A 25,595-nucleotide genomic window follows, 5' to 3' on the forward strand; every position below is an offset into this window, starting at 1 on the left:
TAAGAATAGGCGCTTTTTATTAATTATAGAAACGTTTAGTTTCTAAATCTATAAAGGAAACAAAAAGTTTCTAATAAATGTTGACAGAAACGATTTGTTTCTTTATATTGGAGTTACAAGGAAACAAAACGTTTCTTTCTGGGGGTGGTATATTGAATAAAAAAAGAAATAAAATGATTGAATTTAGAAGTAATCAATCCAGAATAGTTGTAGCAAGGCATTTAAAAATTACGCCTCAAATGCTAGGAGCAATTGAACGTGGTGATAGAACGCCTTCATTGGAATTAGCTAAAAGAATAGCTGATTTTTATAAAACAACAATTGACGATCTTTTTTTTAATTAAAAAGGAAACGAAATGTTTCTAAAGGGGTGAGAAAATGCCATCAACTAACATGGCAGTACCAACAGAACCGTCGCATAAACATATAAAAAGCACTTCAAGAGGTGACACCATGAGCCAACAAGAAGAATATGCGGCGACTTATGAATTTGGAAAAACGAAAGTCCATGTTGTGGCTCCTGAGCCAAAATCACAAAAGGATATCGATAAAATCCGTCAAGCATATTACAAGGCTGGTTGGGCCATCATCAAAGAGATACAAGTAAAAGAAAACGTTGAGGAATAGTTCCTCTCTTTTTATACGAAAAGTAGACAAGTTACATATGTACTAAGTTCATTGTAACCATTTGAAAACTAAATATGGAGGCGAACAGATATGGGAACAAGCATATACTGTAATTCAGCAATAGGGGAATTATTACAGAATGCTAGAGAATGTTGTGACAACGTTCAGCTGAAAACCAAGAAAGGGCTATCTAAGTACCTTGGCATTACACATGAACGATTAACCCGAATTGAATCTGGACTTTCTAAACCAGAATTTGAACTTGCGATGGATTGGTGCCATGCAACAGGAGCAAAGTTGAATCAACAAGCAATCAAACATATTTATGGTGTTGGGTTGCCGCCTACAGATCCACGCTTAACTCAAGATGTAAATCTACAATTGATGAACTACATTAAGCAAGCTGAAGAGGGAATTGCGGCAGCGAAAGAAATTATGAATCTACAAGTTACAACAAGATCATGGAAGCTTGATGAAAAGAAGAAACATGAATACGCAGTTCATGCAAAAGAAATCTTCGACACAATCCAAGCTACTCAATGTGTAGTTCAAGCTCTTGAACAAGTTCATTTTGGCATTATGGAACAAATACAAAGAAGTTGGTTGCAAAAGGCTATGGCGGAGAACGTTATAATTCAATCGGTGGATAGCTTAATGAATTTAACAAAGGTGCTGTAAAGGAGGAAGAAAAATGACGGTAGATTATAAGAAACCGAGTCTAAGAGAATACAAGGAATTAATTCGATATGATGCAAAACTAACTGGTGAAATTAAAATAGCAGAATTACTTAATGAGGATTCAAAAACAGTTGAGTTAAAGCAAGAGAAGAAATTGTTGGGAATTCGAATCAAAATTATAGAAGCATCATTTATTTTGAAGCATAAATGGGTAAATAAAAAAGCTACCGCCTAGACAACAGTAGCTCTGAAAAATATCGTAAAGCAATTATAACATTATATAAATCATTTGGACAAGCCACTGTGCTTGTCGTTATGACCAGAAAGGGATTGTTCCTCCCATACCTCTACAATGTTCCTTTCTGGTTGTAACGATGCGTACAGCATCAAATTAATTAGAAAGGAGATGTAATTCATGAACGATAAAAACAATCGTCTTCATGATTTAGTTCTTCCTGGAGATTTTTCATTTGCGAATAAACTTCGTAACTGTATGAGTGAATGTATTTATAACATGTTTAATGCTGAATCAACCGAAGAATCAAATCTTTGGGAAGAAGAATTGGAGCGGTGTATGAAAGAATTTAAAATGCTTCGTCATACAAAAGAAGAGCATGAGGCATCGATGAGTTATCGGGTAGTGATTAAAGATTTAAGAGCAAGAGGAGTTAACGCTTCATTAGTAACACGTAGAAAATAAAAAGATCTATCACTTGGCAGAGTGATAGACAAACGGTCTTGCAAAAGATCTTAGGATTAATTATATCAAATTAGCATTCGTATAACAACGGAGTGTGCTACATGCTTTTAGACAAATCGTTACATAGAGTGTTGCTGAACCCTAAAGTGTTTCAACAAGCAACATCAGAGCAACACCTAATTTACTTAATAAAACAATATCTAAAAATAGGATATAAGAATTATCGCTTATTACGTGTAGAGGACGGATTCGCGATATGTAAACGGGAGGATGAATAATATGGCAGTTTATAGACCAGTACATGTTTCATTTTGGCAGGATTCATTTGTTTTAGATCTTACACCGGAGGAGAAGTATTTCTACTTATATTTGATGACAAACAGTAAGACGTCTCAATCAGGAATCTATGAGCTTCCACTTCGTATCATTGAAACTGATACAGGATATAACCGTGAAACTGTTATGAAGCTATTAGAACGTTTTGCTGAGTACGGAAAAATTAATTACAACCAAAAAACAAAAGAGTTGTTCTTAATCAACTGGTTAAAATTCAATCCAATTAAAAATGTAAACATTGAAAAGTGTGTTTTAAAAGAAATTCAATCTGTAAAGGACCAGGATTTTTTAGTTGATTTCTATGAAACTTGCTTGCAATTAGAACGAGAACAAGATTTTAAAATCCCTCGTATTAAGGAGTATTTATCAGTCCGTTTGGAGGGGCTTATAAGGGGCTTCCAAGACCCTAGCAAGGAAGAAGAAAAAGAAAAAGAAGAAGAAAAAGAACAACAACAAGAAGAACGCGCAGGCGCGGAAGAAGTTGTTGAGGTTCATCCAATTTCTTTTTACGAGCAAAACTTCGGATTCATCACGCCTTTTATCGCAGATGGTATTTATGCTTGGATAGATGATTTAAATGCAGAGCTAGTTATTAAGGCTATGGAGATTGCTTTAGAGAAGAATACGAGAAATATGTCTTACGTAAATACGATTTTAAGAGATTGGCATCTTAAAGGCTTTAAAACAGTAACTGATGTTGAGGCAGCTGATAAAGTATTTCGTGCTCAACGATTAACAAAATCGCAGCAACAAACACAAGCACCTTATCAACAAAAAGGATTATCAGAAACTACTAAAAACGTAATACAGCAGCAACAAGCATGGGAGCAGAACATTCCAACAGAAGAAGAACTTGCAGTACTTAACCAACAGAATGCGTGGTTGGCCAAATGAGTAACGATATGATTCGTAATGTTGAAGCTGAACAAAGTGTTTTAGGTAGCATAATCCAAGAAGGTGATTTAATTAAAGATTGTCAGCTAAAGGTAAAACAGTTTTCTTTACCAACGCACCAAGTGATTTTCAAGGCAATGAGAGAATTAGAGGATGCTGAGGTTCCGATAGATCTTGTTGCTCTCATTGGAAAATTCGATGAAAGCTTTATGCATCAAATTGGCGGAATTGAATTCTTTGTAAACTTAACAGAAGTTGTTACGACTACTAAAAATTTCTCGTATCACGAAGGCTTAGTTATCGAAGCTTGGAAAATGCGACATGCTCAGGAGGTTGCTGGTAACTTATATAACCGCCTTCAGCAAGATAGGGATATGAGTGCTATTAGTACATCAATTGATGAATTAAGCGCCATTGAAGAAACGGGTTACTCAGATGAATTTAATTTGAAAGATACGCTTGTTGATTTGTATAAGAACATGCAAATTGATGTAGGAGATTTAACCGGTATACCAACTGGTTATGACGACCTGAACAGAATGACAGCAGGGTTACAAGAAGGTGATTTAATCATTGTCGGTGCCCGTCCTTCAATGGGGAAAACGGCATTTGTATTAAACGTTGCTTTTCATGCAGCAAGTGCTCATACAGCAACAGGAATTTTCTCGCTCGAGATGGGGGAGGAGCAATTACTTAAACGTATGATTTCAAGTACTGGAAATATAGATGCTACGAAATTAAAGAATCCTAAGAAGCTATGTAATTTAAAGGATTGGGAAAAGATTAGTCAAGCGATGGGATTAATTAATGATTTGCCATTAGAAATTTACGATAAAGCAAATGTAACGATGCAAGAGATTTATGCAAAGGCTAGGAAATTAAAGCGTAAGTACCCTGATAAAAAGGGTTTAATTGCAATTGATTATTTGCAGCTTATTGTAGGGGATCCAAAGCATAGAGGGAACCGCATGCAAGAAATCGGTGAGATTAGTCGTAAGTTAAAACTGATGGCAAGAGAGCTAAATGTATGTGTAGTTGCATTATCACAGTTAAGTCGTGCTGTAGAAAGTAGACAAGATAAGAGACCATTGTTATCAGATTTACGTGAGAATGGTCAAATTGAGCAAGATGCGGATTTAATAGCATTCTTATATCGTGAAGATTACTATGACCGCGAGACAGAAAATAAAAACATAACAGAAATTATTTTAGCGAAACAGAGGAACGGTCCAGTTGGTGTTGTTGAACTAGCATTTATTAAAGAATTTAGTAAGTTTGTAAATTTAGAGAGAAAGTTCATCCATCAACAGGAGGCTTAATCATGTTGTTACGTCAGGAAGTAGAACGTAGAAAACTAATAATCATTCGTAAATTATTGGGATTAGGATTAACTGAAATTAACGGACAAACATTAGATCAACTAACGTTAACGCAGCTTGAAGGAATTTTAATTGCAAGCTTGCAGGTATTGGAGGGGAAAAACAATGCCAAAGCAATTAACAATTTTTGACGTGGAACCAGTTGTATCATTTGATTCTAAGAAAGCTCATATTCACCGTTTGAATTCAAAATTAAGGTATACAGATGTGGTTGTGCAAATACCACGCCAAGCCAAAGCGATAGATGAATTAAAACCAACGACAGCGCCTGATGAACGTTACGAATTATTTGAGGATTATACAATTGGGATTTGGCGTTATAAGCGAGCGGAGGATAAACAATTTGTATGGGAAGAGGCAGAAGAAATGTGTAAGCGAGCAAGAGATGAAAAAAAGCCGATTCCAATACGGCTCCATTTATCACTTGAACCATCATTTGTTCCTGAAAATGTTGTGCAATATCTATAGACAAATAAAAAAAGCTGAGATTACTCTCAACTTACTTCGACAAAGTAATTATAACATATGGGAGTGATCTTGGTGGGAATTAGAAAAGAAAATATTGTTGAAATGACAGCTGAAATAGATTTGAAAATAAACGGAATATATATCGTTAAAAATGGTCAGGTTCAGCTAATAGAACCACCTCAAAGTGGATTTGGTGAACAATCATTTGTATATCAAAGTGGAAGAGTAATTCGGATGGAAGAGCGGAAAACACAGTTATTATAATCAAATTTGAATTTTGTACGAAAGAATGGGAAAGGAAATTTAAAACCGGCCCAAAAATTATTTGTTTTGGGTCGGTTTGGAATAGTAAAGCATTTTATTTACGACTGTGTTTGGAAATGTTGAGATAACGTAGCTAGCTGTTTTAATTTTTCAGGATCCTTAAATGCTTGAGTCATGAATACTTCTAGCATTTTCGTTTCTGGGTTAAAGCTATTCTTTTGTATTTGTTGCATGGCTAAATCTATTGTTTGTGATGCTAATTCATTATTTCGCTCAGTAACCAGGGATTTTAGTTCCGTTAGGCTATCTTGAATGTTAAGTAAATACGGCACAACATTCAATTGTCCTTGCTCAGATGTAGATTGTGTATCCTGGTGGGTTTCCTTTTTCTCTTGAATATCGAATGATAATATCGTTTCATGTAAACGTTTTTTAGCAACTTCAGCTTTTTCTAGGTCATTTGTAGCATAGGTGATAGTTCGTAAGTTAGCGACATCGAATGGGAGCTTTGTATCTTCTTCCACAATTGGGATTAAAGGTTTCCCTAGAGCATGACGGAATCCCATTTCATAAAATGCATTTGGATTATGTTCAGTCATATCAGCAATGACTAAATCTGCATTATTTAAATGTTCAATGATAGTATTATCGATTCTGTCAACACTATGAAGCTTGTCCACACGTATAACTTTAAAACCAAGGTCACTACAGACTGGTTCAATAATATGCTTTAAAACAATATCAGATCGTTTTCGTTGAGGTGAATCCTCATTTCCAATTGGACAAACAATAAAACAGTTTTTCATTAAAAATTTTCTCCTTTAGCAGATATTTTGTATTTTGACATAATCTATGAAATTCCTCTTTTGGGCATTATAGGAATCTTTTTTATTTTAACACGAGGGGGGTGAAAAGGTATGGATATAAAAAGAAAATTGGAGAATATTGTTTGGCATATTGAAACAAATAGAGAGGTTTTAGGAGATACAAGAATATTGGATGATGTAATGATCGCTTTAAAAAGAATGGTAGAGAAATCAAAGAACTAAAATTAACAAAATTCGTTATTCGTAAAGGGGAATGGATATGGAAGTTATATATACAAAGTGGCATAACAATTACGATGAATTAACATTAGGTCAAAAATATAAAGCAAGTTTATATAAAAAGGGATGGTTGCTTATAGAAATAGGATTGCAACGATCATTGTATCGAGAAGAATGTTTTACTGACGTTTCATAATAAGAGCAGCTAGCAAAAGCTAACTGCTCTCCAGAAAAGCGTTAAGAAGGAAGTTCAGAATTCAAGTGCATTTATAGTATAAACGGAATATTGAGTTTTATTCAAAAGCAGAAATATATATTGTAGAAAAATTAAGGTTAAACCCAATAAAAAATAAGCATTGCAGTAAAACAAGATAGAGTCGTCAACAAGGTAAACTTTGCTGCAACTTTCCATTGTTCACTTTTAATGTTTGAAGAGGAAAAAATATATTTTCTAGCTCCAAAACCTAATAAACAACCTCCGCATACTAAAGTTAACAGTCCGATGAGAAATAGTGAAGTTGGAAAGCCAGTAGGATCCATAGCAGTTAAAATCAACATTTTAAACGATAAATGGAGAACGAGTGTTAAAACAAAAAAGTAGCTGATAGCTAGTGCCCATTTATTCATGCTTTTCATAAAAGCCACCTCATTTCTTTGGAGTTAATAAAGTGAATTTTTTCTAATTGACTACATTATATCATCTGGAAACACTCGGCTTTGGGTATGTTCAAAACTTAATAAAATAATTCTTTTAATAAGATAAAAAGACCTCTAATCCATATTGGAATTAGAGGGGGACCATGTAATTGAATAATCTATTTTAAGTATTTGTCTGCTTCTTTAGTAAACTTATTAATAATAATTTCATTGCCTTTATTAAAGTGCTCGTGGAACTTTTCTTCAGCTCCAGTAGCTTCAAGGTGAGGGTCTGAAGTTCTTAAATCCACAGCTTTCCTATACTCTGCAATTGCTTCATGTAAGTATTTTGCTGATTTCTTAGCTTCCTTAGAAGGGACTAGAATATCGGTATTAATTAAAAGATGCTCAGCTGTTTCCATGCGTTTTTTGGTTTCTTCTTTATTTAAAGAATCCCCGTTGAAATAAGTATAAAATTTTTGTATTCTACTTGAAGTTTCTTTAAAGTATTCTCTTGTTTCCATACGCTTGTTATTGTAAATCTCTTCTTCCAGTAAATCCGCGAATTCTTTTCCTGCTTTTTCTTTAAAAGAAATATAATTTGCTTCGGATTCTGTGGATACTTCTATTAGTTTTTGAGAGTTCAATTTTCTATTTGTTAATCTTTGTTTGTTTAATTCTAAATATTTTATATCATTTTCTATATATTTATTAAAATATTGGTGAGCTTCCTTATATTTTGATGGGCTTTCAATCTTTAAGATTTTCTTTCCTTCTTCAATTGCAAGATCATAAGCGCTCACACGTTCTGCATCACTATAAAAAATGTCATCTCTTGCTTTAGACTGGAGTTCTTCGTATTTAGCGATGCCTTCTCCTAGCTCTTTTCTGTATTTTTCTTCTCCCATTGAGCAGGCTGACAATAAAAATAAACATAAAACAAAAAAGACACTAATTTTTTTCATTCAAAACACCAATTCCTTTTCATTTGTATAAATAAATAATCCGCTTATAAATGTAACATAATTTGTCAAATTTGTGGAGGATTGATTTGCATCAACTTATAGGTTTGTTGGATATCACATCAGTATTTGATATGTACATAGATTAATTTTGTTAAAGAAGATGGTATAATAATAGAAATTAAATAATTAATCCTACTGGAAGAACCAGCGGACATCAAACTATAAAGAGCATTAATGATATTGCTCTATAGTTTGTTGTCCGCTTTTTGTATTTGTATAAAAAAGAGACAAGGAGTGCGGTAAATATGACGCAATTAACTTTTTTACCTAAAATCGATCGTAAAGCAACGCAGGCTCGTTTAGAAGAGATTCTTGAAAATGTTCGTATTTATAGACAATTTGGGATGATTAGACATGAGATGAAGGTTACAGCATCTAGCGAGGTAAGATATCACGGTCCAACAAATATAGTAGGGAAGCCAGCTGAAGATATTGCTTTAGCAAATGTTGCTATGAGTGAAAGAGAAGTGAAACTACAACGTTTATCTTTTCAAATTGATAAGGCATTAAGTCGTTTTAGTAAAAACCAAAGGGATATTATTGTAAAACGATATTTAGAAGATGAAGAAGTCTTTGATTACATGGTTTATAACGAAATTGGTATGAGTGAGCGTACGTATAGAAGAAATAAATCTAATGCTTTTTATAAATTAGCTTTTGCTCTTATATTAGAAGTATATGAGGCAGAAGAAGCTGGAGGTAATGAATAATGAATTTTGTTCAACCAATACGTGATCCAGAGCAAATACAGCAGTTAAAAGAGTATTTTAAGGAAAAGAGCTTACGTAATTACATTCTCTTTATTATGGGTATTAATACAGGCCTCAGAATCTCAGATATTTTGAAATTGAAAGTAGGGGATGTTAAAGGCAGTCATATATCTATGCGGGAAAAGAAAACGGGGAAACAGAAACGAATTCAAATTACTGCAGCACTGAAAAGAGAACTGAAGTGGTTTATTATAGAAAGAGAAGACAATGAGTATTTATTGCAAAGCAGACAAGGTAAGAATCGTCCAATTGGTCGTAGCATGGCATATAAGATATTAAGCGGAGCAGCGGCAGATTTTGGGTTAGATGAAATAGGAACACATACGTTAAGAAAAACATACGGGTATCACATGTACATGCAAACAAAAAACATAGCATTACTCATGGAGATATTCAATCACTCGTCAGAGAAGGTCACGTTACGCTATATAGGTGTAAACCAAGATGCAATGGATAAAGCAATGACTAGGTTTAAAATCTAATCATTGCTTATTTTTTTCTAATCTAGGGTATTGCAGCATCTTGGAAAAAACACGCTAAGAGTATGCAAGATTTTATACAGTTCCAGTAACAAACAAGAACCCTAAAACCGCGCTAGGATAGGGATGTATAAAAAAATGCATAGATCCATAGAACAAAAAAAGAAGGTTCCTTGGTGAGCGTACGGTTTCCTCTTTTCATTGCTACCGATAATAGGACGTTATGTTAACCTTACATGAATAAGATATTCATAATTTTTTAGAAATCTCCTTTTGATATAATTGGATTTAAAAGGGGGAGATTATGTTGGTGAGTGAGACGGATTATTTGTTTTTAGAAATGGCCTTAGAAGAAGCAAATAAAGCAATGGAAGAGAATACATATCCAGTAGGTGCTATTATTGTTGGACCAAACAATGAAATATTGGGTAAAGGACGAAACAGAGTACATACCCAAGATGATGCTTCCGCTCATGCTGAAATTGATGCGATACGAGCAGTAGGAAAGAAACTTCTATTGGCAAAAGAAAACAGATTACCCATTACAATTTACACAACACTTGAGCCATGTCCTATGTGTACTGGAGCTATACTTTTCTCTCATTTCACAAAGGTAGTATGGGCTTTAAATGATGACAAAGGATTTGGTGGGTATCTCAAGATAAATAATACTCGTGCTTTTGAAGAACGCTTTAACAAGATCGAACATATTAGTGAACCATTTGAAGACTTAGCTATCAAACAGAGAGAATTAATGTTGGAATGGGCTAAGAATCCAAATAACATTCAGAATAAGGTTCTTTTAAGGAAATTACGATAAGATGATTAGACAAGCGGTGGGAGCAATCATATTTCAACGGGATGAATTTTTATTGGTACATAAGGTGAAAATTAGCGATACAATAGAGGAACATAAAATGTCAAAGGGTGAATGGGACTTTCCTAAAGGAGGAGTTAAACATTCAGACCATGACTTAGTAAGTGCTATTTTGAGAGAACTTGAAGAGGAAACCGGATCCAAAAAGTTTAGGGTAATCAAGCAATTTGAAGAAAAAATTTGTTTTATTTTCCCTAAAGAAATCCAGGTAAAACTGGGATATGAAAAACAAGAAACCACTATGTTTTATGTAGAGTACATAGGAGACAGAATAGATTTACATCCAAAAGATAGTGAAATAAGTCATGTAGAATTTTTTCAAACACCTAATTTATTAGAAATTCTAAGTCATGATGATACAAAGAAATTTTTTCAACAAGCATTTTCAAACAACTTCCGCTAACGATAATTATGTAAATAAGCTGTCCACATGGGCAGTTTATTTTATTTTTCCGCATAGCGTAGGTTATTTTGCAAAATGCTGGTCGTACTCCTATACAGTTACTCATAATTTTCGCACTGTGTAACTCAAAAGAGAAAGTTAAATGGAATCAATGATACCAAGGGATTCAGAGAAGGGGTCAGTTACACACAATATAAGATATGGGTAAGTGAGGGGATGGAAATTAATTGATATATAATATTATTAGATATGAATGAAATTAAAGGAGTGAATTTAATAAATGGATGCGTCTTGGATGTTAGATAGTTTAAAGTGGTTGGGAAGTACTGTAACAGGAGCAGGATTTGCGAGTTATTATATAAAGAAAAGCTTTGATCATAAGTTTAATAAGGAATTAGCAGAGTATAATTTAGAGCTAAATAAGGAGTTAGCGCAACATAATACAAAACTGAATGAGGAAGTAGAAAGTTTAAAAGCTGAATTGCAAAGAGAAAATACCAAGGAACAAATTAAATACAATATGTTGCATGAAAGGAGAGAATCAATCATAGAAGAATTGAATTCTAAACTATTGAATTTGGATTCAAGTGTTTCTGATTTAATGGGGCTAAGAAACGAAATCATCGAAACGCTCTCGATAGAAGAAGCGGAGTTGAAATATTTTGAAGTGATGCAAAATATGACTGAGCTTTTTCTTTATCAAAAAAGTAAGAAGATATACCTTTCTAATAATACTAATCGAATAATCTATGACTTAATAGGAACTGTACAGGTAATTGGTACACAGTTTTATTCATATTATATTATAGGAGATAAAGATGTCAGAGAGAATTTGGAGCAGAATATCAAAAAGCAGTTTAAAGATGACAAGAGTATTTTAGAAGATGAACTCAGCCGACTATTAGGGGTAACTGGACAATTATAAGAATATATTTTAGTGGCAGAGTCGTGGCCGTTTTTTGGCAGTAAATGTGTCAGTTGTTTTGGATATACCGTGATATATTTGTATTGTGAGAAATACCAATTAAAACGTCTTTTTAAAGGAGAACAACGAAAAAATATTTGAAATAAGTAAAAAGTCATTAAATTCATTACAAATAATTACATAATCATACAATGATTTCCCTATCAATCTCGAAACATGATAAAATATCTAAGAGAGATTGGAGGAAAAGAAATAATGTATTCAATTGGTATAAGAGTATTCGCACAAAAAGATAAACCAGGAAAGATATACTATGCTGTAATTAAAAAGCATGAGGATGGGGAGCTGGAATTAATTAATTCTTCATATCTAAATATTCCTATTGCACTAGCGGTACCAGAACAGCTAGCATTTATTAGAACTAATTTTCTAGCTTTAATTACTCAATATAATATTAAAAAAGCGGGATTAAGAGTAACTGAGACAATTGCTAGGAAACCATTGGTTTATAGAATGAACATAGAAGGCGTATTGCAAGAGCTATTCGCAAATAGTTCTATTGAAGAATATGGTCTCATTAACATTGCTAAGATGTCAAAAGCATTGTCAATTTCAATGCCGGAGATTAAATTATACATAGATAAAAAGGAAATATTTGATGGTTTTGAAAGAAAACAATGGGAATCTTTTAAAACTGAGGAAAGAGAATGTATTCTTACTGCATTGACAGTCCTATTTCAAAAGGAGGAAGAAAATTGATTGTTACAAATACATTACTCCAACTCCAAATCCAAGAGGAAATTGGGCATGAGGGTAGAAATTCTAAAGTTAATAAAGCTTTTGACCCTCAATTAAATGCTTTATTTGTAGTAAAGAAAATACCTAAAATTGACTTTTCTAGTGCAGATGAATTTTTTCAAGAGTCTCAAATGCTTTATGGAGTGCAACATCCAAACATTGTGCCAATAAGATATGCATCTCAAGATCAGGATACTATTTATCTTACAATGGAGTATTTAGAAAAAGGTTCACTAAATAAAATGTTGAATGAAAGACCTTTAACTGTTAGAGAAGTAATAAAATATTCTCTTGAATTTTTATCTGGAATTCATTATATGCATACAAAAAATTTAGTGCATTTTGATATTAAACCAACTAACATTTTAATAAACAATGCTGGTAAAGCTGTAGTTACAGATTTTGGTTTATCTAGATATTTGAATGAACAAGGATTTGCATACCCTGATAAATTTTATTGTTTGCATGCTCCTATAGAAGCTTATGATCCTTCTTTAGGTGGATTTTCATTATATTCTGATATTTACCAAGCTGCAGCTACAATATATCGAATGTGTAATGGCAATACCTTTTTAGAGGAACAATTTGATGACTTAAATATATCGGATGAAAATGATTTTGCTGAAGCTTTAAAAGCTGAAAGGTTTCCTAAAAAAGATGCTTTTTTACCGCACATTCCAGTTAAACTAAGAAATATTGTGAGAAAATCACTTTCTTTAAATCCTGCTGCAAGGCATGAAACTATACTAGACATGATTAATGAAATAAGCATAATTGACGAAAATTTAGATTGGTCTTATAATATAATTACGAACGAACATTCGGAATTTGTGAAGAATGAAGAAGAGTGTGATTATACATTCAAGATTGTTGTTACTAAACAAGGTGACAATAATTGGAAAACAGAAGGATTCAAAGTAAGAAATTTAGATGGTAAATCAACTAGAGTAACTAAATGGAATGCAACTGGATATACTAGTAAGAAAGAAGCTTTTCAAGCCTTGGAAAAATTACTCTAAGTATGAATTTATTATGGAAAGGAGGGCTTGATTATGGCTACAAAGTTTAAATTTAAGAAGTCAAAGAATCATAACCCTTTTCCGCTAGAGACCATACAAGAGAGAAACGCAAAAGAAAAGGCGGTAAACCCACGAAGTCATTATACTGTCGATAAGTTAGAAGATGGCTATTTAACTTTTAAAGTTTTGGATAATAAGTCTAAAGAGTAGTTACTGATCTCCACAATTATTTGTGGGGATTTTTTATTATTTAGTTTTGTTGTATTAGAAAAACATTAAGTCGGTATTAGTTTGTATAGAGTAATTAGTTAAGATGAAAAACTTAAGTTTTTCATCTGTAAATTTGATAATGAGTGAATGAATGGAGTGCATGAAGGCAAAATGAAAATTGAAGGTTTAGTAGTAATAAATAATTGTGACCTTTATTTAGTTGAGTATTTCAAAAAAGTTTCGGGAATTGAGAAGAACTTTTATGCTACGGGTTGCAATGATCAATGAAAGAATACATAACAAAACAACAGAAGCGTAAGTTTTATGACAGTGGTGAGTGGAAAAGTATACGAGAACAAGTGAAGAAGCGTGACAACTATGAATGCCAGGAATGTAAACGGAATGGCCTTGTTCAAACAGACACTAATGAATACAGTGAGAGTGCCAAGCGTAAGAAGATACAACTCGTTGTCCATCATATAAAAGAACTAGAACATTATCCAGAACTTGCGTTAGAAATAAACAATTTAGAAACAGTATGTGTGGATTGCCACAATAAAGAACATGGTAGAACATTCAAAAAGAAACAGAATAAATGGGAACACGATGAAAAGTGGTAAAAATGATTCAAAAACAGTCCCCCCCTTAAAATATTCCATCAAAAAATGCTCCAAGGGGCACCGGAGGAGGGGGTCGTTTTTCCAGATTTTTAAGTTGTTTCGTATAGGACCCCTACCCAGTATGAAAATATGATTGAATCGAGGTGATATTATGACGGACATTGATGAGCGTGAGGTGCTAGTTAACAAAGAAAAAAATCGTTTGAAAAGATTATTTAAAGACATCCCACCTAGTAAGTTAAAAGTGGTTGAAGGATTAATTATTCAGGCAGCAAGATTACGAGTTTTATTAAATGAGATGTGGATGGATATATCTGAGAATGGTGACTATGAAATGTTCTCACAATCTGATAAAACAGAGCCGTATGAAAGAGAACGACCTGTTGCCCGGTTATATAATACCCGTGATCAATCATATCAAAGGGTCATTAAACAACTAACGGATTTGTTGCCAGAAGGAAATAATAAAAAAGAAATTAAGAAATATTCGGCAAGTGATTTAATATGATTGTTCATAAGTATGTAAGTGAATATATAGAACTATATGAAATAGGAACAGTGGTATTAAATAAAGAACGTATCATGCTTATACATTATTTAAAGCAAGATATATTAACCCGTAATGATTTACATTTTGATGTGGATTTAATTCATAAATGTGTAACTTTCATAGAAAAGTGGCATTTCAAATTAAATTCCTTTCAGAAATTTTTAATAGCATTTGTGTTTTTGTTTGATGAATATGAGGATGTTTATTTTGATCAACACTTCTGGATGATGGCAAGGGGTGCTGGTAAAAACGGATTGATTAGTGCATTGACACACTTCTTTATTAGCGAATTGCACGGTATTGAGCATTACAACGTATCAGTAGTTGCTAATACAGAAAGACAGGCTAAAACTTCTTTTATAGATGTTTATGAAAAGAATAAAAAACATGAGATATTAGACGAGTTATTTGTATCAACAAAACAATTGATAACAAATAAAGCTACTCGTTCGACTTTTGAATTTCATACGTCTAATGCAGGGAGTAAAGACTCGTTAAGGGACGGGTGTGTTATTTACGATGAGATACATAGATATGAAAATAGCGATGTTGTAGAAGTGTTCTCTAGCGGTTTAGGTAAAGTTCCTAACTCTAGGGAATTTTTTATTACCACAGATGGATTTGTTCGTGAGGGTTATCTTGACAAAATGAAAGAGCGAGCTATGAATATCCTGAAAGGGAAAGAAAAAGAAGATAGATTGTTTCCTTTTATTTGTAAGCTTGATAACGCTGAAGAAGTAGGTAATCCTGATATGTGGGAAAAAGCAAATCCGATGTTTAGTAAGCCAATGAGTCAATACGCTAGAGGATTGTTTAAGAAAGTTATGCGTCAGTATAAAAATCTAGAAAACGATCCGTCTAATAGAGAAAATTTCATGACTAAGAGGATGAATATACCGGAAGTAGATTTAACAAAGTCAGTAGCTTCATGGGAAGAAATCATGCGTACTGGCTTTGAAGAAGATGGAGAAACGCTTAGAGAAGTACCAGATTTAAGACACAAAGTAGCTGTGGGAGGACTCGATTTCGCCAGCATCAAAGACTTTGCAGCGGTCGGTTTACTATTTAAACATGGTGAGGATTATATTTGGAAAGGTCATTCATTTGTACGTAAAGGATTCTTGGATAAGGTGAAATTAAAAGCACCTATTTATGAATGGGCTGAAAAGGGGTTGTTAACTATTGTGGATGAACCTGTAATTAATATCTCCCACATTGTAGATTGGTTTGTAAAAATGCGTGAGATATACGGATTTAACACAATAGTAGCTGATACTTTCCGTCTTGATCTTGTTAAAACAGCACTTGAAGCTGAAGGTTTCATATTGTTATATATTCGTAATCCAAAAGCAATCCATTCGTTATTAGCACCAAGGGTCGAAACGCTATTTGCGAACAATCATATTATCTTTGGTGATAATCCATTAATGCGTTGGTATACCAACAACGTCTACGTCCACATCAAAAAAGACGGCAACAAAGAATATTTAAAGAAAGATGAATTTAAGCGCAAGACAGATGGATTCCAAGCTTTTATTCATGCATTATGGCAAGCGGATAACATTCTTGTGGATGAATTCGACTTTATGTTAGATGGTATTAAATTCTAATAAAGGGGGTGATAATCATTGGATGGCTGGATACGGTATTTAAAAGAAATAGTGAAGTAGGATTTATGTTTGATGTGGAAATGTTTATCGATAAAGCAAATAGATTACACATGAAACGACTAGCAATTGATACCTGTATATCCTTTTTAGGTAGAACAATTAGCCAGTCAGAATTTAGAGTTAAAAATGGTGAAGAATTTGAAAGGGATGAGCTTTATTACCGATTAAATGTTAGACCGAATAAGAATATGACAGCAAGTACTTTTTGGGAGAGTTTCATTTACAAACTTATTTATGATAATGAAGCTTTGATTATCCAAGCGGATGATGGTGATCTACTTATTGCTGACGACTTTGAACATAACGAATATGCTGTGTTTGAAGACACCTTTACAAATGTCACTGTAAAAGATTATCAGTTTAAGCGAAGTTTTAAACAAAGTGAAGTCATTCATTTAAGATACAGAAATGATAAGTTATCACCTCTTATCGATGGTTTGTTTACTGATTATGGTGATTTATTCGGTAGAATATTAAGTTCTCAAAAACGCAAGAATCAAATTCGCGGAACAGTTGATATGGACATGCTCGCTGCAAAGAGTGAAAAACATCAAGCTAAACTTCAAGAATTCATTGATAACATGTATAAAGCAATTGGAGAAAAAGATGTTGCTATCATTCCACAACAACCAGGTTTTAAGTATGCTGAAACGTCAGGTGGAGCAAATTCTGGGCAGAGTGTGGAGGAAATCAATAAAGTAACAAATGGCTTCTTAAATCAAGTAGCAATGGCTTTTGGTATTCCAACTGCTTTGATATATGGCGAAATGGCTGATGTTGAAAAGCAAACGAAAAATTATATGCTTTTCACAGTGAAACCTTTATTAAAAAAGATTTCTGATGAAGCAAATGTTAAATTTTTTGAAGAAGAAGAGTATCTTTCAGGTCAAAAAATTGAAATTAAAGCTGTTTCTTATCAAAGTATATTTGATCTTGCGACAAGCATCGATAAACTCATTTCTTCAAGTGCATTTACAGGGAATGAGATTCGATTAGAAGTAGGATATGAAGTTTCTGATGATCCTAACTTAAATACACATCATATTACGAAAAACTATACGAAACTAACTGAATCTGAAGGAGGTGAGAATACAAATGACGGTGAAAATTGACGTGAAAGGACCAATTATTTCGAATGATGAAGCTTGGATTTATGATTGGTTTGAAATGGATGCTACAAGCCCAGGTAAAATTACAAAACAACTGGATAACGCAAATAGTGAAGATTTAATTGTATCAATCAATAGTCCTGGTGGTTATGTAGATGAGGGTTCGGAAATTTACACAGCATTAAAAAATTATCCTGGTCATGTGGAAGTTCAAATTGTTGGTTTAGCAGCAAGTGCAGCTTCTGTAATTGCGATGGCAGGTGATAAAGTTCGAATTTCTCCAACAGCAAAAATCATGATTCACAACGCTGCTAAGTGGCATGGTGGAGATCATCGTGACATGGAAAAGGCGGCTGAGATGTTAAAAATAACAGATCGAGCAATTGTAAATGCCTATGTTATTAAAAGTGGTAAATCAGAGGAAGAACTACTTAACATGATGGCTGAAGAAACTTGGATGGGTCCGCAACAAGCATTAGAAAACAATTTCGCGGATGAAATCATGTTTATGGAGAATCCAGTTAAAATGACAGCTTCAACGGCTACTGCTGCCATGCTTCCGCAGAAAGTAATCGATGGCTTTAGAAATGGAACTATGAACAAAGGCCAAGGAATCACCAAAGAAGATTTAAATGCAGCATTATCAGGATTAAAAAATGAAATCCTGAATGATTTACAAAACAATATAGAAGAACAACCAAAGGAGCCGAATCCTAAACCTGTAAAAAACAGTGGGATTAAAGGGCTCCTTTTAAAATTATAAAAAATGGGGGAAACACATAATGGTTATTAAATTTAATAAATCTGAAGCATTTAATAAGGCAAAAGCAAAATTGACGGATACTTTAACTAACGCGGAAAGTACAGAACAAGAACAAACGTCAGCGTTTGAAGGTTTCTTTGATGCACTACAAACAGATGTAGCAAATACCGTCCGTGAACAAGTAAATAATGATATGCTTGATCGTTCCATTTTACAGCAACGTGGTCAAAATGTTTTAACTTCAGCAGAAACAAAATTCTTCAATGCAGTTGTTAAAGAAGGTGGATTTACAGATGGCTCAATCCTTCCTGTAACGACTCAAGAGCGTGTGTTTGAAGATTTAGTTACGGAACATCCCTTATTAGCTGAAATTGGTTTGCAAGATTTAGGAGCAGTTACGAAGTTTATTTATTCTGATGCAACGAAGGCGTATGTATGGGGCGAATTATTCGGTGAAATTCGTGGGCAAATTGATGCTATCTTCAAACAAGAAAAGATTGGCCAACTTAAATTAACTGCATTTGCAGCAATTCCGAATGATATGAAGGAACTTGGACCAGAATGGATTGAACGCTATGTTCGAACTGTTTTAGTAGAAACATATTCTGTCGGTCTAGAATTTGGCTTTATTAATGGTGGCGGATCTGTAGCACATCAACCAGTTGGTTTAATGAAAGATGTAAATCCAGAAACAGGCGCTGTTACTGATAAAAAGTCTTCTGGTAAACTAACATTTGCTCCGTCTGATAAAGGGGTAATTGTAGCAGGCGAACTTTATGAAGTAGTAAAAACTTTATCTGTTGATGCAAAAGGGAGATCCAGAAAAGTTTTAAATAAAATTGTAATGGTAGTTAACCCGATTGATGCGATTGGCGTACAAGCACGTAATACAATCCAGACCGCAACAGGTCAATGGGTAATGGCATTGCCTTATAACATTAAACCTGTCGAGTGTGAGGAAGTTCCTGTTGGTAAAGCATTATTCTTTGTAAAAGGACAATATATTGCTGCAATTGCAGGTGGATACAAGCTAAAAGAATTTGATCAAACATTAGCTTTCGAAGATGCTACTCTTTATACAATTAAACAATTTGCTAATGGGAAACCAAAAGATAATAAAGCGGCTCTTGTTTATGATTTAGAAATTTCATTTACACCACCATCAGAAACAAAATCTAAATAAAGGGTGAAGTGAATGAGAAACGCAACAATTTCAGATGAAATATTGCAAGAGTTTAAAGAAAGGATGCACTTAGGCGATGAGGAAGACGATAACCTAAAGCGTATCCTTTCTACGTCTAATAAGTCTTTATTGAGAGTTTGTGGCGATTACGATATAAATACTAACGAGGAGTTCAAGGAATTAGTCTTTGAACGCTCTCGTTATGTCTATAACGATGCCTTAGAGTATTTTGATAAGAATTTTTTAAGTCAAATTAATAGTTTAGGCGTTGATAAAGCATTAGAAGAAATTAAGTTGGCCGGTGATTAGTATGCGTCCTTTTCAGTACAAGAAACCACTGAATACAGGCGATTGTAGAAATAGAATCATTATTGAAGAACCTGTAGTAATAAAAGATGAATTAAACCAAGTAATCGAAACATCTTGGCCAGAATTTAAAAAAGCCTGGGCGATGATAAAAACAGTGAAAGGATCTGAGTACATTGAAGCTTCCGCTTCACAAGCTACACGGGTTTATCGATTCGTAATTCCATACACTTCTGGAATTACGGAAGAAATGCGAATTAATATGAAAGGTCGTATCTTTGATATCATCGAGCCGCCAATGAATGATGATGAAATGAATCGAACATTGACTATAATCGCAAAGGAGTATGTTTAATATGAATGATTTTGCGGGAGAGCTTGCTAGAGAATTACAAAGATATGCAAATGTTGTAGAAGAAGAATTGACAAATGCACAAGAAGATGTAGCTGATATTGCTGTAAACAAGTTAAGACAAAATAGTCCTAAAAAAACAGGTGGTTATCGTAAAGGTTGGCGTAAGAAAAAAGTAGATAAAGCCGTTGTTATCCATAATACAAAAGGGCAATTAACGCATCTCTTAGAAAATGGCCATGCGAAAGCTAGTGGTGGCCGAGTACCGGAGAAAGTGCATATTCGTCCCGTTGAAGAGTATGTAATTGATGAATTGCCAAAACGTATTGAAAGGGCAATTGAATCATGACATTAACATTAGGAGAATTTATAAAAATTCTTGAAGCTACAGGCTATCCTGTGGCTTATTCGCATTTCATAGCAACACCAGGTAATCCAGTTCCGGCGCCACCGTATATCTGTTTTCTTGTGGATGGGTCAGCAAATTTAATGGCTGATAACAAGGTGTATCACAAGATAAATGATGTAAATATAGAGCTTTATACAACTAAGAAAGATGTAGTTGCGGAAGCCAAGCTAGAACAAGTTCTAGATGATAACGAGATTCCTTATGACTCGTATGGGACTTTTATTGAATCTGAAAATATGTATCAAAAATTTTATGAAACGAGGTTGATATAAATGAATGAAAATAAAGTAGCATTTGGCTTAAAGAATGTCCATTATGCGCTTTTCGATATTAAAGATGGTGTAGTTACATTTAATACACCAATTCCATTACCTGGTGCGGTTGAATTAACGTTTGATCCACGAGGGGATTTAATTGAATTCTACGCTGATGACATGCTTTATTACGCTGCAAGTAATAACCAAGGGTATGATGGAACGCTTTCTATTGCGACTATTCCGGAACAATTTGCAATTGATGCACTAGGAGAGGAATTAGACGAAGAAGATGGTGTGTTAAATGAGTTAGCGGATGCTAAAGGAAAATCATTTGCATTATTATTTGAATTTGATGGCGATGTACGAGCAACTCGACACGTTATGTTTAACTGTTCTGCAAGTCGTCCAACACTTGCATCTAAAACGAAAACAAATTCAGCGGAGCCAAATACAAATGAACTTAAATTTGTATCCAGCCCTATTGATATTAATGGAAAACGTATGGTTAAAACGAAAACTACTACTAAATCAAAAACAGATATTTATAATAATTGGTACAAAAAAGTGTATACAAAAGTACCTGCATTACCAAAAGGAGCGTAAGTAGATGGAAAAGACAATTACAATAGACGGAAAACAGGTCAAATTAAAAGCTAATGCAGCATCAGCCAAGCGATATAAGGCGCAATTTAGACGGGATTTATTTGCCGATATGTTTAAATTAGGAGCTATAGGTACATTCGCTTCGCAAGATGCAACAGAAGGCACTATTGATTTTTCTAACTTAGATTTCGATAAAGTAGATTTTGAAGTTTGTTACGATTTAGTTTGGTTATACGCTAAAACAGCTGATCCTGAAATTCCAGACCCGATGACTTGGTTAGAAGGGTTTGATGAGTTTCCTATTTACGATATAATGCCGGAAATTAATGAGATGGTTCAAAAAACAATGGGAGCAAAAAAAAAGTAAAGAAAATTAATGAAGAGCAAGGGACTTTCAGTGATGAAGAATTAAGCACTGAATTGTTCCTTGCTCTTTGCTATGAAGCAAAGCTTACATATTGGGACTTAGAAGTGATGACGATTGGTGATTGTTTTGATTATATCGCTGAGTATGCTGAAATGAAAAATCCAGGAAAAGAAAAAGTTCGAAAAGCAACTCAAGAAGACTTTAATGCTTTCTAAGAAAAAGGGGTGAGATAATGGCAGGAGGAAAAATTAAAGGAATTACGATTGAAATTGGAGGGAATACGCAGCCGTTACAAAATGCCTTAAAAGACGTGAATAAGCAAAGTGATTCTTTGACTAAAGAGTTAAAAGATGTTGAACGTTTATTAAAGTTTGATCCCAGTAACGTTGAGGCGCTTGCTCAAAAGCAACAGTTGCTTACACAACAAATTGAAAAAACTACACAAAAGCTCGATAAATTAAAAGAAGCGGAGCAACAGGTTCAAGAGCAATTTCAAAATGGGAAAATCTCAGAAGAGCAGTACCGCGCATTTAGGCGTGAAATTGAATTTACACAAGGGTCACTTGATGGTCTGAAAAACAAGCTCGGTAATATGAAAGCCGAACAAGAAAATGTGGCAAGTTCAACACGACAATTAGAAACTTTATTTAGTGCTACAGGAAAAAGTGTTGATGATTTTGCGAGCGCATTAGGTAATCGTCTTGTAAATGCAATTAAAAGTGGATCGGCTACAAGTCGACAGTTAGAACAAGCAATTGGTCTTATTGGTCGTGAAGCTTTAGGAACTGAAGCCGATATTGAAAAATTACAACGCGCCCTCCGATCTGTGGATGCCGGAAACTCTATTCAACAAGTACAAAATGAGTTAAGAGACTTACAACAAGAAGCTGGCAGAACCGAGAAGAAGTTTGAAGGTCTAAAAGTGGGATTAGAGAATGTTATCGGTGGATTAGCAGCAGGTGGTGGAATTGCAACAGCTGTTGAAAAAGCACTTGATATGTCAAAATTGAAAACCAAAATTGATATATCATTTGATGTCCCTGAATCCTCGAAAAAATCAGTAGAAGAAGCAATAAGAGGCGTAACAGCTTATGGAGTGGATGCTGAAGAATCACTTGCTGGTGTACGTAGGCAATGGGCTTTAAATAAAGATATTAGTGATGAAGCGAATGCATCTATCGTTAAAGGTGCAGCAACAATCGCGCAATCTTATGACGGTATAGATTTTACAGAGTTGATTCAAGAAACCTATGAAATAGGAAATGAATTAGGAATAACGCAAGATAGTGCTCTTGGTATGGTTGATGCTTTGTTAAAAATGGGATTTCCGCCAGAACAGTTAGACATCATTGCTGAATATGGTAGCCAGCTAACCCGTGCAGGCTTTAAAGCTGAGGAAGTCCAAGCAATTATGGAAGCTGGTGTTGAAACTGGTAGTTGGAATATTGATAATCTTTTAGATGGACTGAAAGAAGGTAGGATTCAATTAACTGAATTCGCACAAGGAGCTGATAAGGCCTTAAAAGAGGCGCTTGACGGTTCTGGTATTGCAACTGAACAAATAGAAAAATGGGGAGCATCTGTCGCTAAAGGCGGAAGAGATGGGGCAGCAGCGATGGTAGAAGTAGCTAAAGCTATTGACGGAATAGAAGACCCAGTTAAGAAAAATCAGGTTGGGGTTAAAGTTCTAGCCACTATGTTTGAAGATCAAGGTCAAAATTTAACAAACACTTTAATTGAAGCTTCTAAGAAAACAAAAGATCTTCAACAAAACCAAGAAAACTTAAATGAATCTGTTAAAAAATTAGATACAAATCCAGCTGTAAAGTTCCAAAAAGCGATGGGCGATTTACAAATGGCTCTTGAACCTATACTAGGAGTAATTGCTGATGTTGTTGCTAGTATTGCTGATTGGATTTCTAATAATCCAGAATTAGCAGCGACATTAGCGGCAGTTGCAACGGCTATTGGAGTAATTTCAGGGGCACTTATGGCTATTGCACCAATTGTTGTATCGGTCATGGGGGTATTTGAAATTGGGGCCGCCGCGGCACTAGGTATAGTTGCTATTGTTCCTATTATCATAGCCGCTATAGTTGCTCTTGGAGTGGCTATTTATAAAAACTGGGATGATATTAAAAATTGGACAATAGAAGCATGGGATTCTATTAAAGAGTACTTAGTAGAGCTTTGGGACGGGATATCCCAATCCTGTAGTGAAGCATGGTCTTCATTTTTAGAAGCAATGCATGAATTTTTCGATCCGATAGGTCAATTTTTTAGTGATTTATGGGAGGGTGTAAAGCAGGCGTGTAGCGATGCATGGAATTCTACTGTTGAATTCTTTTCTGAAGCATGGTCTTCTTTCATAGAAATGATGCATAGTTTCTTTGATCCGATAGGTGAATTCTTTAGTAGTTTATGGTCTGGCATTGTTGAAACTGCTTCCTCTTGGTGGTCCTCTTTAGTTGAAACGGCGTCTGAATTGTGGGGAACATTAACGCAAGCATGGCAAGAAACATGGGATACAATTCTTACTGTTTTAGATCCAATTATTTCGGCAGTTTCTACCGTTTTAGAAGCTGGTTGGTTGTTAATACAGGCAGGTGTACAAATCGCATGGGCAGCAATCTGTCAATATATTATTCAACCAATTCAGGAAGCTTACGACTGGGTAAGTACACAAATCGGTGAAATGGTCACTTGGCTTGGTACGCAATGGGAAATTGCAAAAGCTATGGCACAAATTGCTTGGGGACTATTTAAGCAATATATTATTCAACCTGTTCTAGACACTTGGAACTTAGTAAAAGAAAAATTCAGTGATTTAGTTTCTTGGCTAAATTCACAATGGGAGACAGTTAAATCATATACATCAGCAGCATGGGGGTTATTTAAACAATATATTATAAAACCTGTACAAGATACTTGGAATTTAGTAAAAGAAAAGTTTAGTGATTTATCCAATTGGATGTTAGGAATTTGGGCGAAAATAAAAGGCTATACACTTGAAGCATGGAAGATGGTTTACACATACATCGTTGAACCAGTTATTTCAGCTTATAATTCTGCAAAAGAGAAATTCAATGATATGTACAATACAGCACGGGAAAAATTTGATTCTGTTAAGAATGCAGCTCAAGAAAAATTTGAAGCGGCAAAACATTTCATTATAGATCCAATTAAAGATGCAGTTGACAGTATAGAAAAATTCATTGGAAAGATTAAAGGATTCTTTAGTGACTTGAAGTTGAAAATTCCAAAACCAGAAATGCCACCTCTTCCACACTTCAGCTTACAAACAAGCACGAAAAATGTTTTAGGTAAAGATATTACATTTCCGTCAGGAATTAATATTGATTGGCGTGCAAAAGGCGGTATCTTTACTAAACCAACTATCTTTGGAATGAATGGCGGAAATTTGCAAGGTGCAGGAGAAGCGGGGCGAGAAGCAGTGCTTCCTCTGAATAAAAAGACACTTGGAGATATTGGTGCAGGAATTGTGGCAGCTATGCCACGACAACAATTTGCTATGCCGAGAGAAATAAATCAACTAATGGGTGACATGAGCCGTATGATGGCTAGTTCTGTGAGTCAATTATCAGGATTAAAGAGTGTCATGAGTGGTGTGTATGGAAGTATGTCAAATAGTAGACAAGCTATGGCAAGTAGCGTATCAAATCAAGTGATTAATTACGGATCTGGTTCATCTTCTAGTGGTGAAGTTATTCCAATGCTTGGTGGAGATTTAGTTATTGAAGTGCCTGTTAATTTAGAAGGAAGAGACGTGGCACGCGGTACTTATCGCTATACAACCGAGTATCAAGAAAGAGAAGCAAAAAGAAACTCAGCCTTTTAGGTTTGGGTTTCTT

At 34.5% G+C, this 25,595-nt stretch carries 36 protein-coding genes; 33 read left to right on the forward strand and 3 right to left on the reverse strand.

Translation table 11 applies throughout. The features are described 5' to 3' along the window. Window positions 1-152 precede the first annotated feature (152 nt). From DN404_RS15490 to DN404_RS15535, 10 genes are all read left to right on the forward strand, one after another. A complete protein-coding gene (locus DN404_RS15490; RefSeq protein WP_098300746.1) occupies window positions 153-344 on the forward strand; it encodes a helix-turn-helix transcriptional regulator in 192 nt (63 codons plus the stop codon). Between the two features lie 34 nt (window positions 345-378). Further along, entirely contained in the window at window positions 379-627 is a 249-nt protein-coding gene (locus DN404_RS15495; protein WP_002082295.1) for a hypothetical protein, read from the forward strand. A gap of 90 nt (window positions 628-717) precedes the next feature. After that, a complete protein-coding gene (locus DN404_RS15500) occupies window positions 718-1,305 on the forward strand; it encodes a sporulation sigma factor-processing peptidase (RefSeq protein ID WP_149215170.1) in 588 nt (195 codons plus the stop codon). A 13-nt stretch (window positions 1,306-1,318) separates the two neighbouring features. Then, window positions 1,319-1,540: a hypothetical protein gene (locus DN404_RS15505; protein ID WP_000215317.1), complete on the forward strand. Its 222-nt coding sequence runs from the start codon at window positions 1,319-1,321 to the stop codon at window positions 1,538-1,540. Between the two features lie 180 nt (window positions 1,541-1,720). After that, window positions 1,721-2,005, forward strand: coding sequence for a hypothetical protein (locus tag DN404_RS15510; protein ID WP_149215171.1), 285 nt, complete (start codon window positions 1,721-1,723; stop codon window positions 2,003-2,005). 279 nt (window positions 2,006-2,284) lie between these two features. Beyond that, on the forward strand, window positions 2,285-3,235 hold the full coding sequence (locus tag DN404_RS15515) for a DnaD domain-containing protein (protein ID WP_149215172.1): 951 nt from the start codon (window positions 2,285-2,287) through the stop codon (window positions 3,233-3,235). Further along, window positions 3,232-4,554: a replicative DNA helicase gene (gene dnaB / locus DN404_RS15520; RefSeq protein WP_149215173.1), complete on the forward strand. Its 1,323-nt coding sequence runs from the start codon at window positions 3,232-3,234 to the stop codon at window positions 4,552-4,554. The genes DN404_RS15515 and dnaB overlap by 4 nt, the downstream gene beginning before the upstream one ends. Window positions 4,555-4,556: 2 nt before the next feature. Continuing rightward, window positions 4,557-4,745 (forward strand): hypothetical protein, encoded by a 189-nt coding sequence (locus tag DN404_RS15525; protein WP_001991829.1) that lies wholly within the window; start codon window positions 4,557-4,559, stop codon window positions 4,743-4,745. Beyond that, window positions 4,720-5,082 (forward strand): cell division protein SepF, encoded by a 363-nt coding sequence (locus tag DN404_RS15530; protein ID WP_149215174.1) that lies wholly within the window; start codon window positions 4,720-4,722, stop codon window positions 5,080-5,082. The genes DN404_RS15525 and DN404_RS15530 overlap by 26 nt, the downstream gene beginning before the upstream one ends. 72 nt (window positions 5,083-5,154) lie before the next feature. Next, a complete protein-coding gene (locus tag DN404_RS15535; protein WP_149215175.1) occupies window positions 5,155-5,346 on the forward strand; it encodes a DUF3954 domain-containing protein in 192 nt (63 codons plus the stop codon). Window positions 5,347-5,444: 98 nt separating this feature from the next. On the opposite strand, the gene DN404_RS15540 is transcribed toward DN404_RS15535, so the two are convergent. Beyond that, window positions 5,445-6,152, reverse strand: a complete 708-nt coding sequence (locus tag DN404_RS15540) for a hypothetical protein (protein ID WP_149215176.1) — start codon at window positions 6,150-6,152, stop codon at window positions 5,445-5,447. A gap of 111 nt (window positions 6,153-6,263) precedes the next feature. On the opposite strand from DN404_RS15540, the gene DN404_RS30985 reads away from it, so the two are divergent. Both DN404_RS30985 and DN404_RS30560 read left to right on the forward strand, forming a co-directional pair. Next, complete coding sequence (locus DN404_RS30985) at window positions 6,264-6,395, forward strand: hypothetical protein (RefSeq protein WP_255445153.1); 132 nt, start codon at window positions 6,264-6,266, stop codon at window positions 6,393-6,395. Window positions 6,396-6,432: 37 nt separating this feature from the next. After that, the gene (locus DN404_RS30560) at window positions 6,433-6,588 is read left to right on the forward strand and encodes a hypothetical protein (protein WP_179951861.1); all 156 of its coding nucleotides are present in this window, start codon (window positions 6,433-6,435) and stop codon (window positions 6,586-6,588) included. A 137-nt stretch (window positions 6,589-6,725) separates the two neighbouring features. Here DN404_RS30560 and DN404_RS15545 read toward each other — a convergent pair whose 3' ends face one another. Together DN404_RS15545 and DN404_RS15550 are read right to left on the reverse strand one after the other, a co-directional pair. Next, window positions 6,726-7,028, reverse strand: a complete 303-nt coding sequence (locus tag DN404_RS15545) for a hypothetical protein (RefSeq protein ID WP_149215177.1) — start codon at window positions 7,026-7,028, stop codon at window positions 6,726-6,728. A 179-nt stretch (window positions 7,029-7,207) separates the two neighbouring features. Then, window positions 7,208-7,993 (reverse strand): hypothetical protein, encoded by a 786-nt coding sequence (locus tag DN404_RS15550; RefSeq protein WP_149215178.1) that lies wholly within the window; start codon window positions 7,991-7,993, stop codon window positions 7,208-7,210. A gap of 305 nt (window positions 7,994-8,298) precedes the next feature. Here DN404_RS15550 and DN404_RS15555 point away from each other — a divergent pair, with 305 nt between their 5' ends. The 21 genes from DN404_RS15555 to DN404_RS15650 all read left to right on the forward strand — a co-directional run bounded on the left by DN404_RS15555 (window position 8,299) and on the right by DN404_RS15650 (window position 25,582). Then, window positions 8,299-8,763 carry an ArpU family phage packaging/lysis transcriptional regulator gene (locus tag DN404_RS15555; protein WP_149215179.1) on the forward strand — a complete coding sequence of 155 codons (465 nt, stop codon included), beginning with the start codon at window positions 8,299-8,301 and terminating at the stop codon, window positions 8,761-8,763. Then, on the forward strand, window positions 8,763-9,305 hold the full coding sequence (locus DN404_RS15560; protein ID WP_149215180.1) for a site-specific integrase: 543 nt from the start codon (window positions 8,763-8,765) through the stop codon (window positions 9,303-9,305). Before DN404_RS15555 ends, DN404_RS15560 begins: the two co-directional genes overlap by 1 nt. A 301-nt stretch (window positions 9,306-9,606) precedes the next feature. Next, window positions 9,607-10,122 carry a nucleoside deaminase gene (locus tag DN404_RS15565; protein ID WP_179951862.1) on the forward strand — a complete coding sequence of 172 codons (516 nt, stop codon included), beginning with the start codon at window positions 9,607-9,609 and terminating at the stop codon, window positions 10,120-10,122. A 1-nt stretch (window position 10,123) separates the two neighbouring features. Further along, a complete protein-coding gene (locus DN404_RS15570; RefSeq protein WP_149215181.1) occupies window positions 10,124-10,582 on the forward strand; it encodes an NUDIX domain-containing protein in 459 nt (152 codons plus the stop codon). A gap of 280 nt (window positions 10,583-10,862) precedes the next feature. Beyond that, entirely contained in the window at window positions 10,863-11,507 is a 645-nt protein-coding gene (locus DN404_RS15575; RefSeq protein ID WP_149215182.1) for a hypothetical protein, read from the forward strand. A 255-nt stretch (window positions 11,508-11,762) separates the two neighbouring features. Beyond that, entirely contained in the window at window positions 11,763-12,266 is a 504-nt protein-coding gene (locus tag DN404_RS15580; protein WP_050822077.1) for a hypothetical protein, read from the forward strand. Beyond that, the gene (locus DN404_RS15585) at window positions 12,263-13,324 is read left to right on the forward strand and encodes a serine/threonine-protein kinase (RefSeq protein ID WP_255445155.1); all 1,062 of its coding nucleotides are present in this window, start codon (window positions 12,263-12,265) and stop codon (window positions 13,322-13,324) included. The genes DN404_RS15580 and DN404_RS15585 overlap by 4 nt, the downstream gene beginning before the upstream one ends. A gap of 33 nt (window positions 13,325-13,357) precedes the next feature. Continuing rightward, window positions 13,358-13,534 (forward strand): hypothetical protein, encoded by a 177-nt coding sequence (locus tag DN404_RS30565; protein ID WP_153601825.1) that lies wholly within the window; start codon window positions 13,358-13,360, stop codon window positions 13,532-13,534. 284 nt (window positions 13,535-13,818) lie between these two features. After that, complete coding sequence (locus tag DN404_RS15590; protein WP_149215184.1) at window positions 13,819-14,154, forward strand: HNH endonuclease; 336 nt, start codon at window positions 13,819-13,821, stop codon at window positions 14,152-14,154. 151 nt (window positions 14,155-14,305) lie between these two features. Then, window positions 14,306-14,662, forward strand: a complete 357-nt coding sequence (locus tag DN404_RS15595) for a hypothetical protein (RefSeq protein WP_065703334.1) — start codon at window positions 14,306-14,308, stop codon at window positions 14,660-14,662. Continuing rightward, window positions 14,659-16,314, forward strand: a complete 1,656-nt coding sequence (locus tag DN404_RS15600; protein ID WP_149215185.1) for a terminase TerL endonuclease subunit — start codon at window positions 14,659-14,661, stop codon at window positions 16,312-16,314. Before DN404_RS15595 ends, DN404_RS15600 begins: the two co-directional genes overlap by 4 nt. 8 nt (window positions 16,315-16,322) lie before the next feature. Further along, window positions 16,323-17,486: a phage portal protein gene (locus DN404_RS15605; RefSeq protein ID WP_472926808.1), complete on the forward strand. Its 1,164-nt coding sequence runs from the start codon at window positions 16,323-16,325 to the stop codon at window positions 17,484-17,486. Next, window positions 17,470-18,246 (forward strand): head maturation protease, ClpP-related, encoded by a 777-nt coding sequence (locus tag DN404_RS15610; protein ID WP_000216402.1) that lies wholly within the window; start codon window positions 17,470-17,472, stop codon window positions 18,244-18,246. The genes DN404_RS15605 and DN404_RS15610 overlap by 17 nt, the downstream gene beginning before the upstream one ends. A gap of 19 nt (window positions 18,247-18,265) precedes the next feature. After that, window positions 18,266-19,429 carry a phage major capsid protein gene (locus DN404_RS15615; protein WP_149215186.1) on the forward strand — a complete coding sequence of 388 codons (1,164 nt, stop codon included), beginning with the start codon at window positions 18,266-18,268 and terminating at the stop codon, window positions 19,427-19,429. Between the two features lie 12 nt (window positions 19,430-19,441). Continuing rightward, window positions 19,442-19,738 carry a hypothetical protein gene (locus tag DN404_RS15620; protein WP_097826595.1) on the forward strand — a complete coding sequence of 99 codons (297 nt, stop codon included), beginning with the start codon at window positions 19,442-19,444 and terminating at the stop codon, window positions 19,736-19,738. A gap of 1 nt (window position 19,739) precedes the next feature. Next, window positions 19,740-20,090 carry a phage head closure protein gene (locus tag DN404_RS15625; RefSeq protein ID WP_097826596.1) on the forward strand — a complete coding sequence of 117 codons (351 nt, stop codon included), beginning with the start codon at window positions 19,740-19,742 and terminating at the stop codon, window positions 20,088-20,090. A gap of 1 nt (window position 20,091) precedes the next feature. Beyond that, a complete protein-coding gene (locus tag DN404_RS15630; RefSeq protein WP_149215187.1) occupies window positions 20,092-20,436 on the forward strand; it encodes an HK97 gp10 family phage protein in 345 nt (114 codons plus the stop codon). Then, window positions 20,433-20,768 (forward strand): hypothetical protein, encoded by a 336-nt coding sequence (locus DN404_RS15635; RefSeq protein ID WP_098220253.1) that lies wholly within the window; start codon window positions 20,433-20,435, stop codon window positions 20,766-20,768. The genes DN404_RS15630 and DN404_RS15635 overlap by 4 nt, the downstream gene beginning before the upstream one ends. Further along, entirely contained in the window at window positions 20,769-21,356 is a 588-nt protein-coding gene (locus tag DN404_RS15640) for a major tail protein (protein WP_001004907.1), read from the forward strand. A gap of 4 nt (window positions 21,357-21,360) precedes the next feature. Beyond that, window positions 21,361-21,723 carry a hypothetical protein gene (locus DN404_RS15645; RefSeq protein ID WP_000415912.1) on the forward strand — a complete coding sequence of 121 codons (363 nt, stop codon included), beginning with the start codon at window positions 21,361-21,363 and terminating at the stop codon, window positions 21,721-21,723. Window positions 21,724-21,955: 232 nt separating this feature from the next. After that, the gene (locus tag DN404_RS15650) at window positions 21,956-25,582 is read left to right on the forward strand and encodes a phage tail tape measure protein (RefSeq protein WP_149215188.1); all 3,627 of its coding nucleotides are present in this window, start codon (window positions 21,956-21,958) and stop codon (window positions 25,580-25,582) included. The last annotated feature ends 13 nt before the right edge of the window (window positions 25,583-25,595 follow it).

It is taken from the genome of Bacillus sp. TE8-1 (genome assembly GCF_008368855.1).
GTDB lineage: Bacteria > Bacillota > Bacilli > Bacillales > Bacillaceae_G > Bacillus_A > Bacillus_A cereus.

What these genes read in the sequence shown, in the direction of transcription:
- DN404_RS15495 (WP_002082295.1), top strand. Translation starts at nt 379, where the DNA reads ATGCCATCAACTAACATGGCAGTACCAACAGAACCGTCGCATAAACAT.
- DN404_RS15500 (WP_149215170.1), top strand. Translation starts at nt 718, where the DNA reads ATGGGAACAAGCATATACTGTAATTCAGCAATAGGGGAATTATTACAG.
- DN404_RS15505 (WP_000215317.1), top strand. Translation starts at nt 1,319, where the DNA reads ATGACGGTAGATTATAAGAAACCGAGTCTAAGAGAATACAAGGAATTA.
- DN404_RS15510 (WP_149215171.1), top strand. Translation starts at nt 1,721, where the DNA reads ATGAACGATAAAAACAATCGTCTTCATGATTTAGTTCTTCCTGGAGAT.
- DN404_RS15515 (WP_149215172.1), top strand. Translation starts at nt 2,285, where the DNA reads ATGGCAGTTTATAGACCAGTACATGTTTCATTTTGGCAGGATTCATTT.
- dnaB (WP_149215173.1), top strand. Translation starts at nt 3,232, where the DNA reads ATGAGTAACGATATGATTCGTAATGTTGAAGCTGAACAAAGTGTTTTA.
- DN404_RS15525 (WP_001991829.1), top strand. Translation starts at nt 4,557, where the DNA reads ATGTTGTTACGTCAGGAAGTAGAACGTAGAAAACTAATAATCATTCGT.
- DN404_RS15530 (WP_149215174.1), top strand. Translation starts at nt 4,720, where the DNA reads ATGCCAAAGCAATTAACAATTTTTGACGTGGAACCAGTTGTATCATTT.
- DN404_RS15540 (WP_149215176.1), bottom strand. Translation starts at nt 6,152, where the DNA reads ATGAAAAACTGTTTTATTGTTTGTCCAATTGGAAATGAGGATTCACCT.
- DN404_RS30985 (WP_255445153.1), top strand. Translation starts at nt 6,264, where the DNA reads ATGGATATAAAAAGAAAATTGGAGAATATTGTTTGGCATATTGAAACA.
- DN404_RS30560 (WP_179951861.1), top strand. Translation starts at nt 6,433, where the DNA reads ATGGAAGTTATATATACAAAGTGGCATAACAATTACGATGAATTAACA.
- DN404_RS15545 (WP_149215177.1), bottom strand. Translation starts at nt 7,028, where the DNA reads ATGAAAAGCATGAATAAATGGGCACTAGCTATCAGCTACTTTTTTGTT.
- DN404_RS15550 (WP_149215178.1), bottom strand. Translation starts at nt 7,993, where the DNA reads ATGAAAAAAATTAGTGTCTTTTTTGTTTTATGTTTATTTTTATTGTCA.
- DN404_RS15555 (WP_149215179.1), top strand. Translation starts at nt 8,299, where the DNA reads ATGACGCAATTAACTTTTTTACCTAAAATCGATCGTAAAGCAACGCAG.
- DN404_RS15560 (WP_149215180.1), top strand. Translation starts at nt 8,763, where the DNA reads ATGAATTTTGTTCAACCAATACGTGATCCAGAGCAAATACAGCAGTTA.
- DN404_RS15565 (WP_179951862.1), top strand. Translation starts at nt 9,607, where the DNA reads ATGTTGGTGAGTGAGACGGATTATTTGTTTTTAGAAATGGCCTTAGAA.
- DN404_RS15570 (WP_149215181.1), top strand. Translation starts at nt 10,124, where the DNA reads ATGATTAGACAAGCGGTGGGAGCAATCATATTTCAACGGGATGAATTT.
- DN404_RS15575 (WP_149215182.1), top strand. Translation starts at nt 10,863, where the DNA reads ATGGATGCGTCTTGGATGTTAGATAGTTTAAAGTGGTTGGGAAGTACT.
- DN404_RS15580 (WP_050822077.1), top strand. Translation starts at nt 11,763, where the DNA reads ATGTATTCAATTGGTATAAGAGTATTCGCACAAAAAGATAAACCAGGA.
- DN404_RS30565 (WP_153601825.1), top strand. Translation starts at nt 13,358, where the DNA reads ATGGCTACAAAGTTTAAATTTAAGAAGTCAAAGAATCATAACCCTTTT.
- DN404_RS15590 (WP_149215184.1), top strand. Translation starts at nt 13,819, where the DNA reads ATGAAAGAATACATAACAAAACAACAGAAGCGTAAGTTTTATGACAGT.
- DN404_RS15595 (WP_065703334.1), top strand. Translation starts at nt 14,306, where the DNA reads ATGACGGACATTGATGAGCGTGAGGTGCTAGTTAACAAAGAAAAAAAT.
- DN404_RS15600 (WP_149215185.1), top strand. Translation starts at nt 14,659, where the DNA reads ATGATTGTTCATAAGTATGTAAGTGAATATATAGAACTATATGAAATA.
- DN404_RS15610 (WP_000216402.1), top strand. Translation starts at nt 17,470, where the DNA reads ATGACGGTGAAAATTGACGTGAAAGGACCAATTATTTCGAATGATGAA.
- DN404_RS15615 (WP_149215186.1), top strand. Translation starts at nt 18,266, where the DNA reads ATGGTTATTAAATTTAATAAATCTGAAGCATTTAATAAGGCAAAAGCA.
- DN404_RS15620 (WP_097826595.1), top strand. Translation starts at nt 19,442, where the DNA reads ATGAGAAACGCAACAATTTCAGATGAAATATTGCAAGAGTTTAAAGAA.
- DN404_RS15625 (WP_097826596.1), top strand. Translation starts at nt 19,740, where the DNA reads ATGCGTCCTTTTCAGTACAAGAAACCACTGAATACAGGCGATTGTAGA.
- DN404_RS15630 (WP_149215187.1), top strand. Translation starts at nt 20,092, where the DNA reads ATGAATGATTTTGCGGGAGAGCTTGCTAGAGAATTACAAAGATATGCA.
- DN404_RS15635 (WP_098220253.1), top strand. Translation starts at nt 20,433, where the DNA reads ATGACATTAACATTAGGAGAATTTATAAAAATTCTTGAAGCTACAGGC.
- DN404_RS15640 (WP_001004907.1), top strand. Translation starts at nt 20,769, where the DNA reads ATGAATGAAAATAAAGTAGCATTTGGCTTAAAGAATGTCCATTATGCG.
- DN404_RS15645 (WP_000415912.1), top strand. Translation starts at nt 21,361, where the DNA reads ATGGAAAAGACAATTACAATAGACGGAAAACAGGTCAAATTAAAAGCT.
- DN404_RS15650 (WP_149215188.1), top strand. Translation starts at nt 21,956, where the DNA reads ATGGCAGGAGGAAAAATTAAAGGAATTACGATTGAAATTGGAGGGAAT.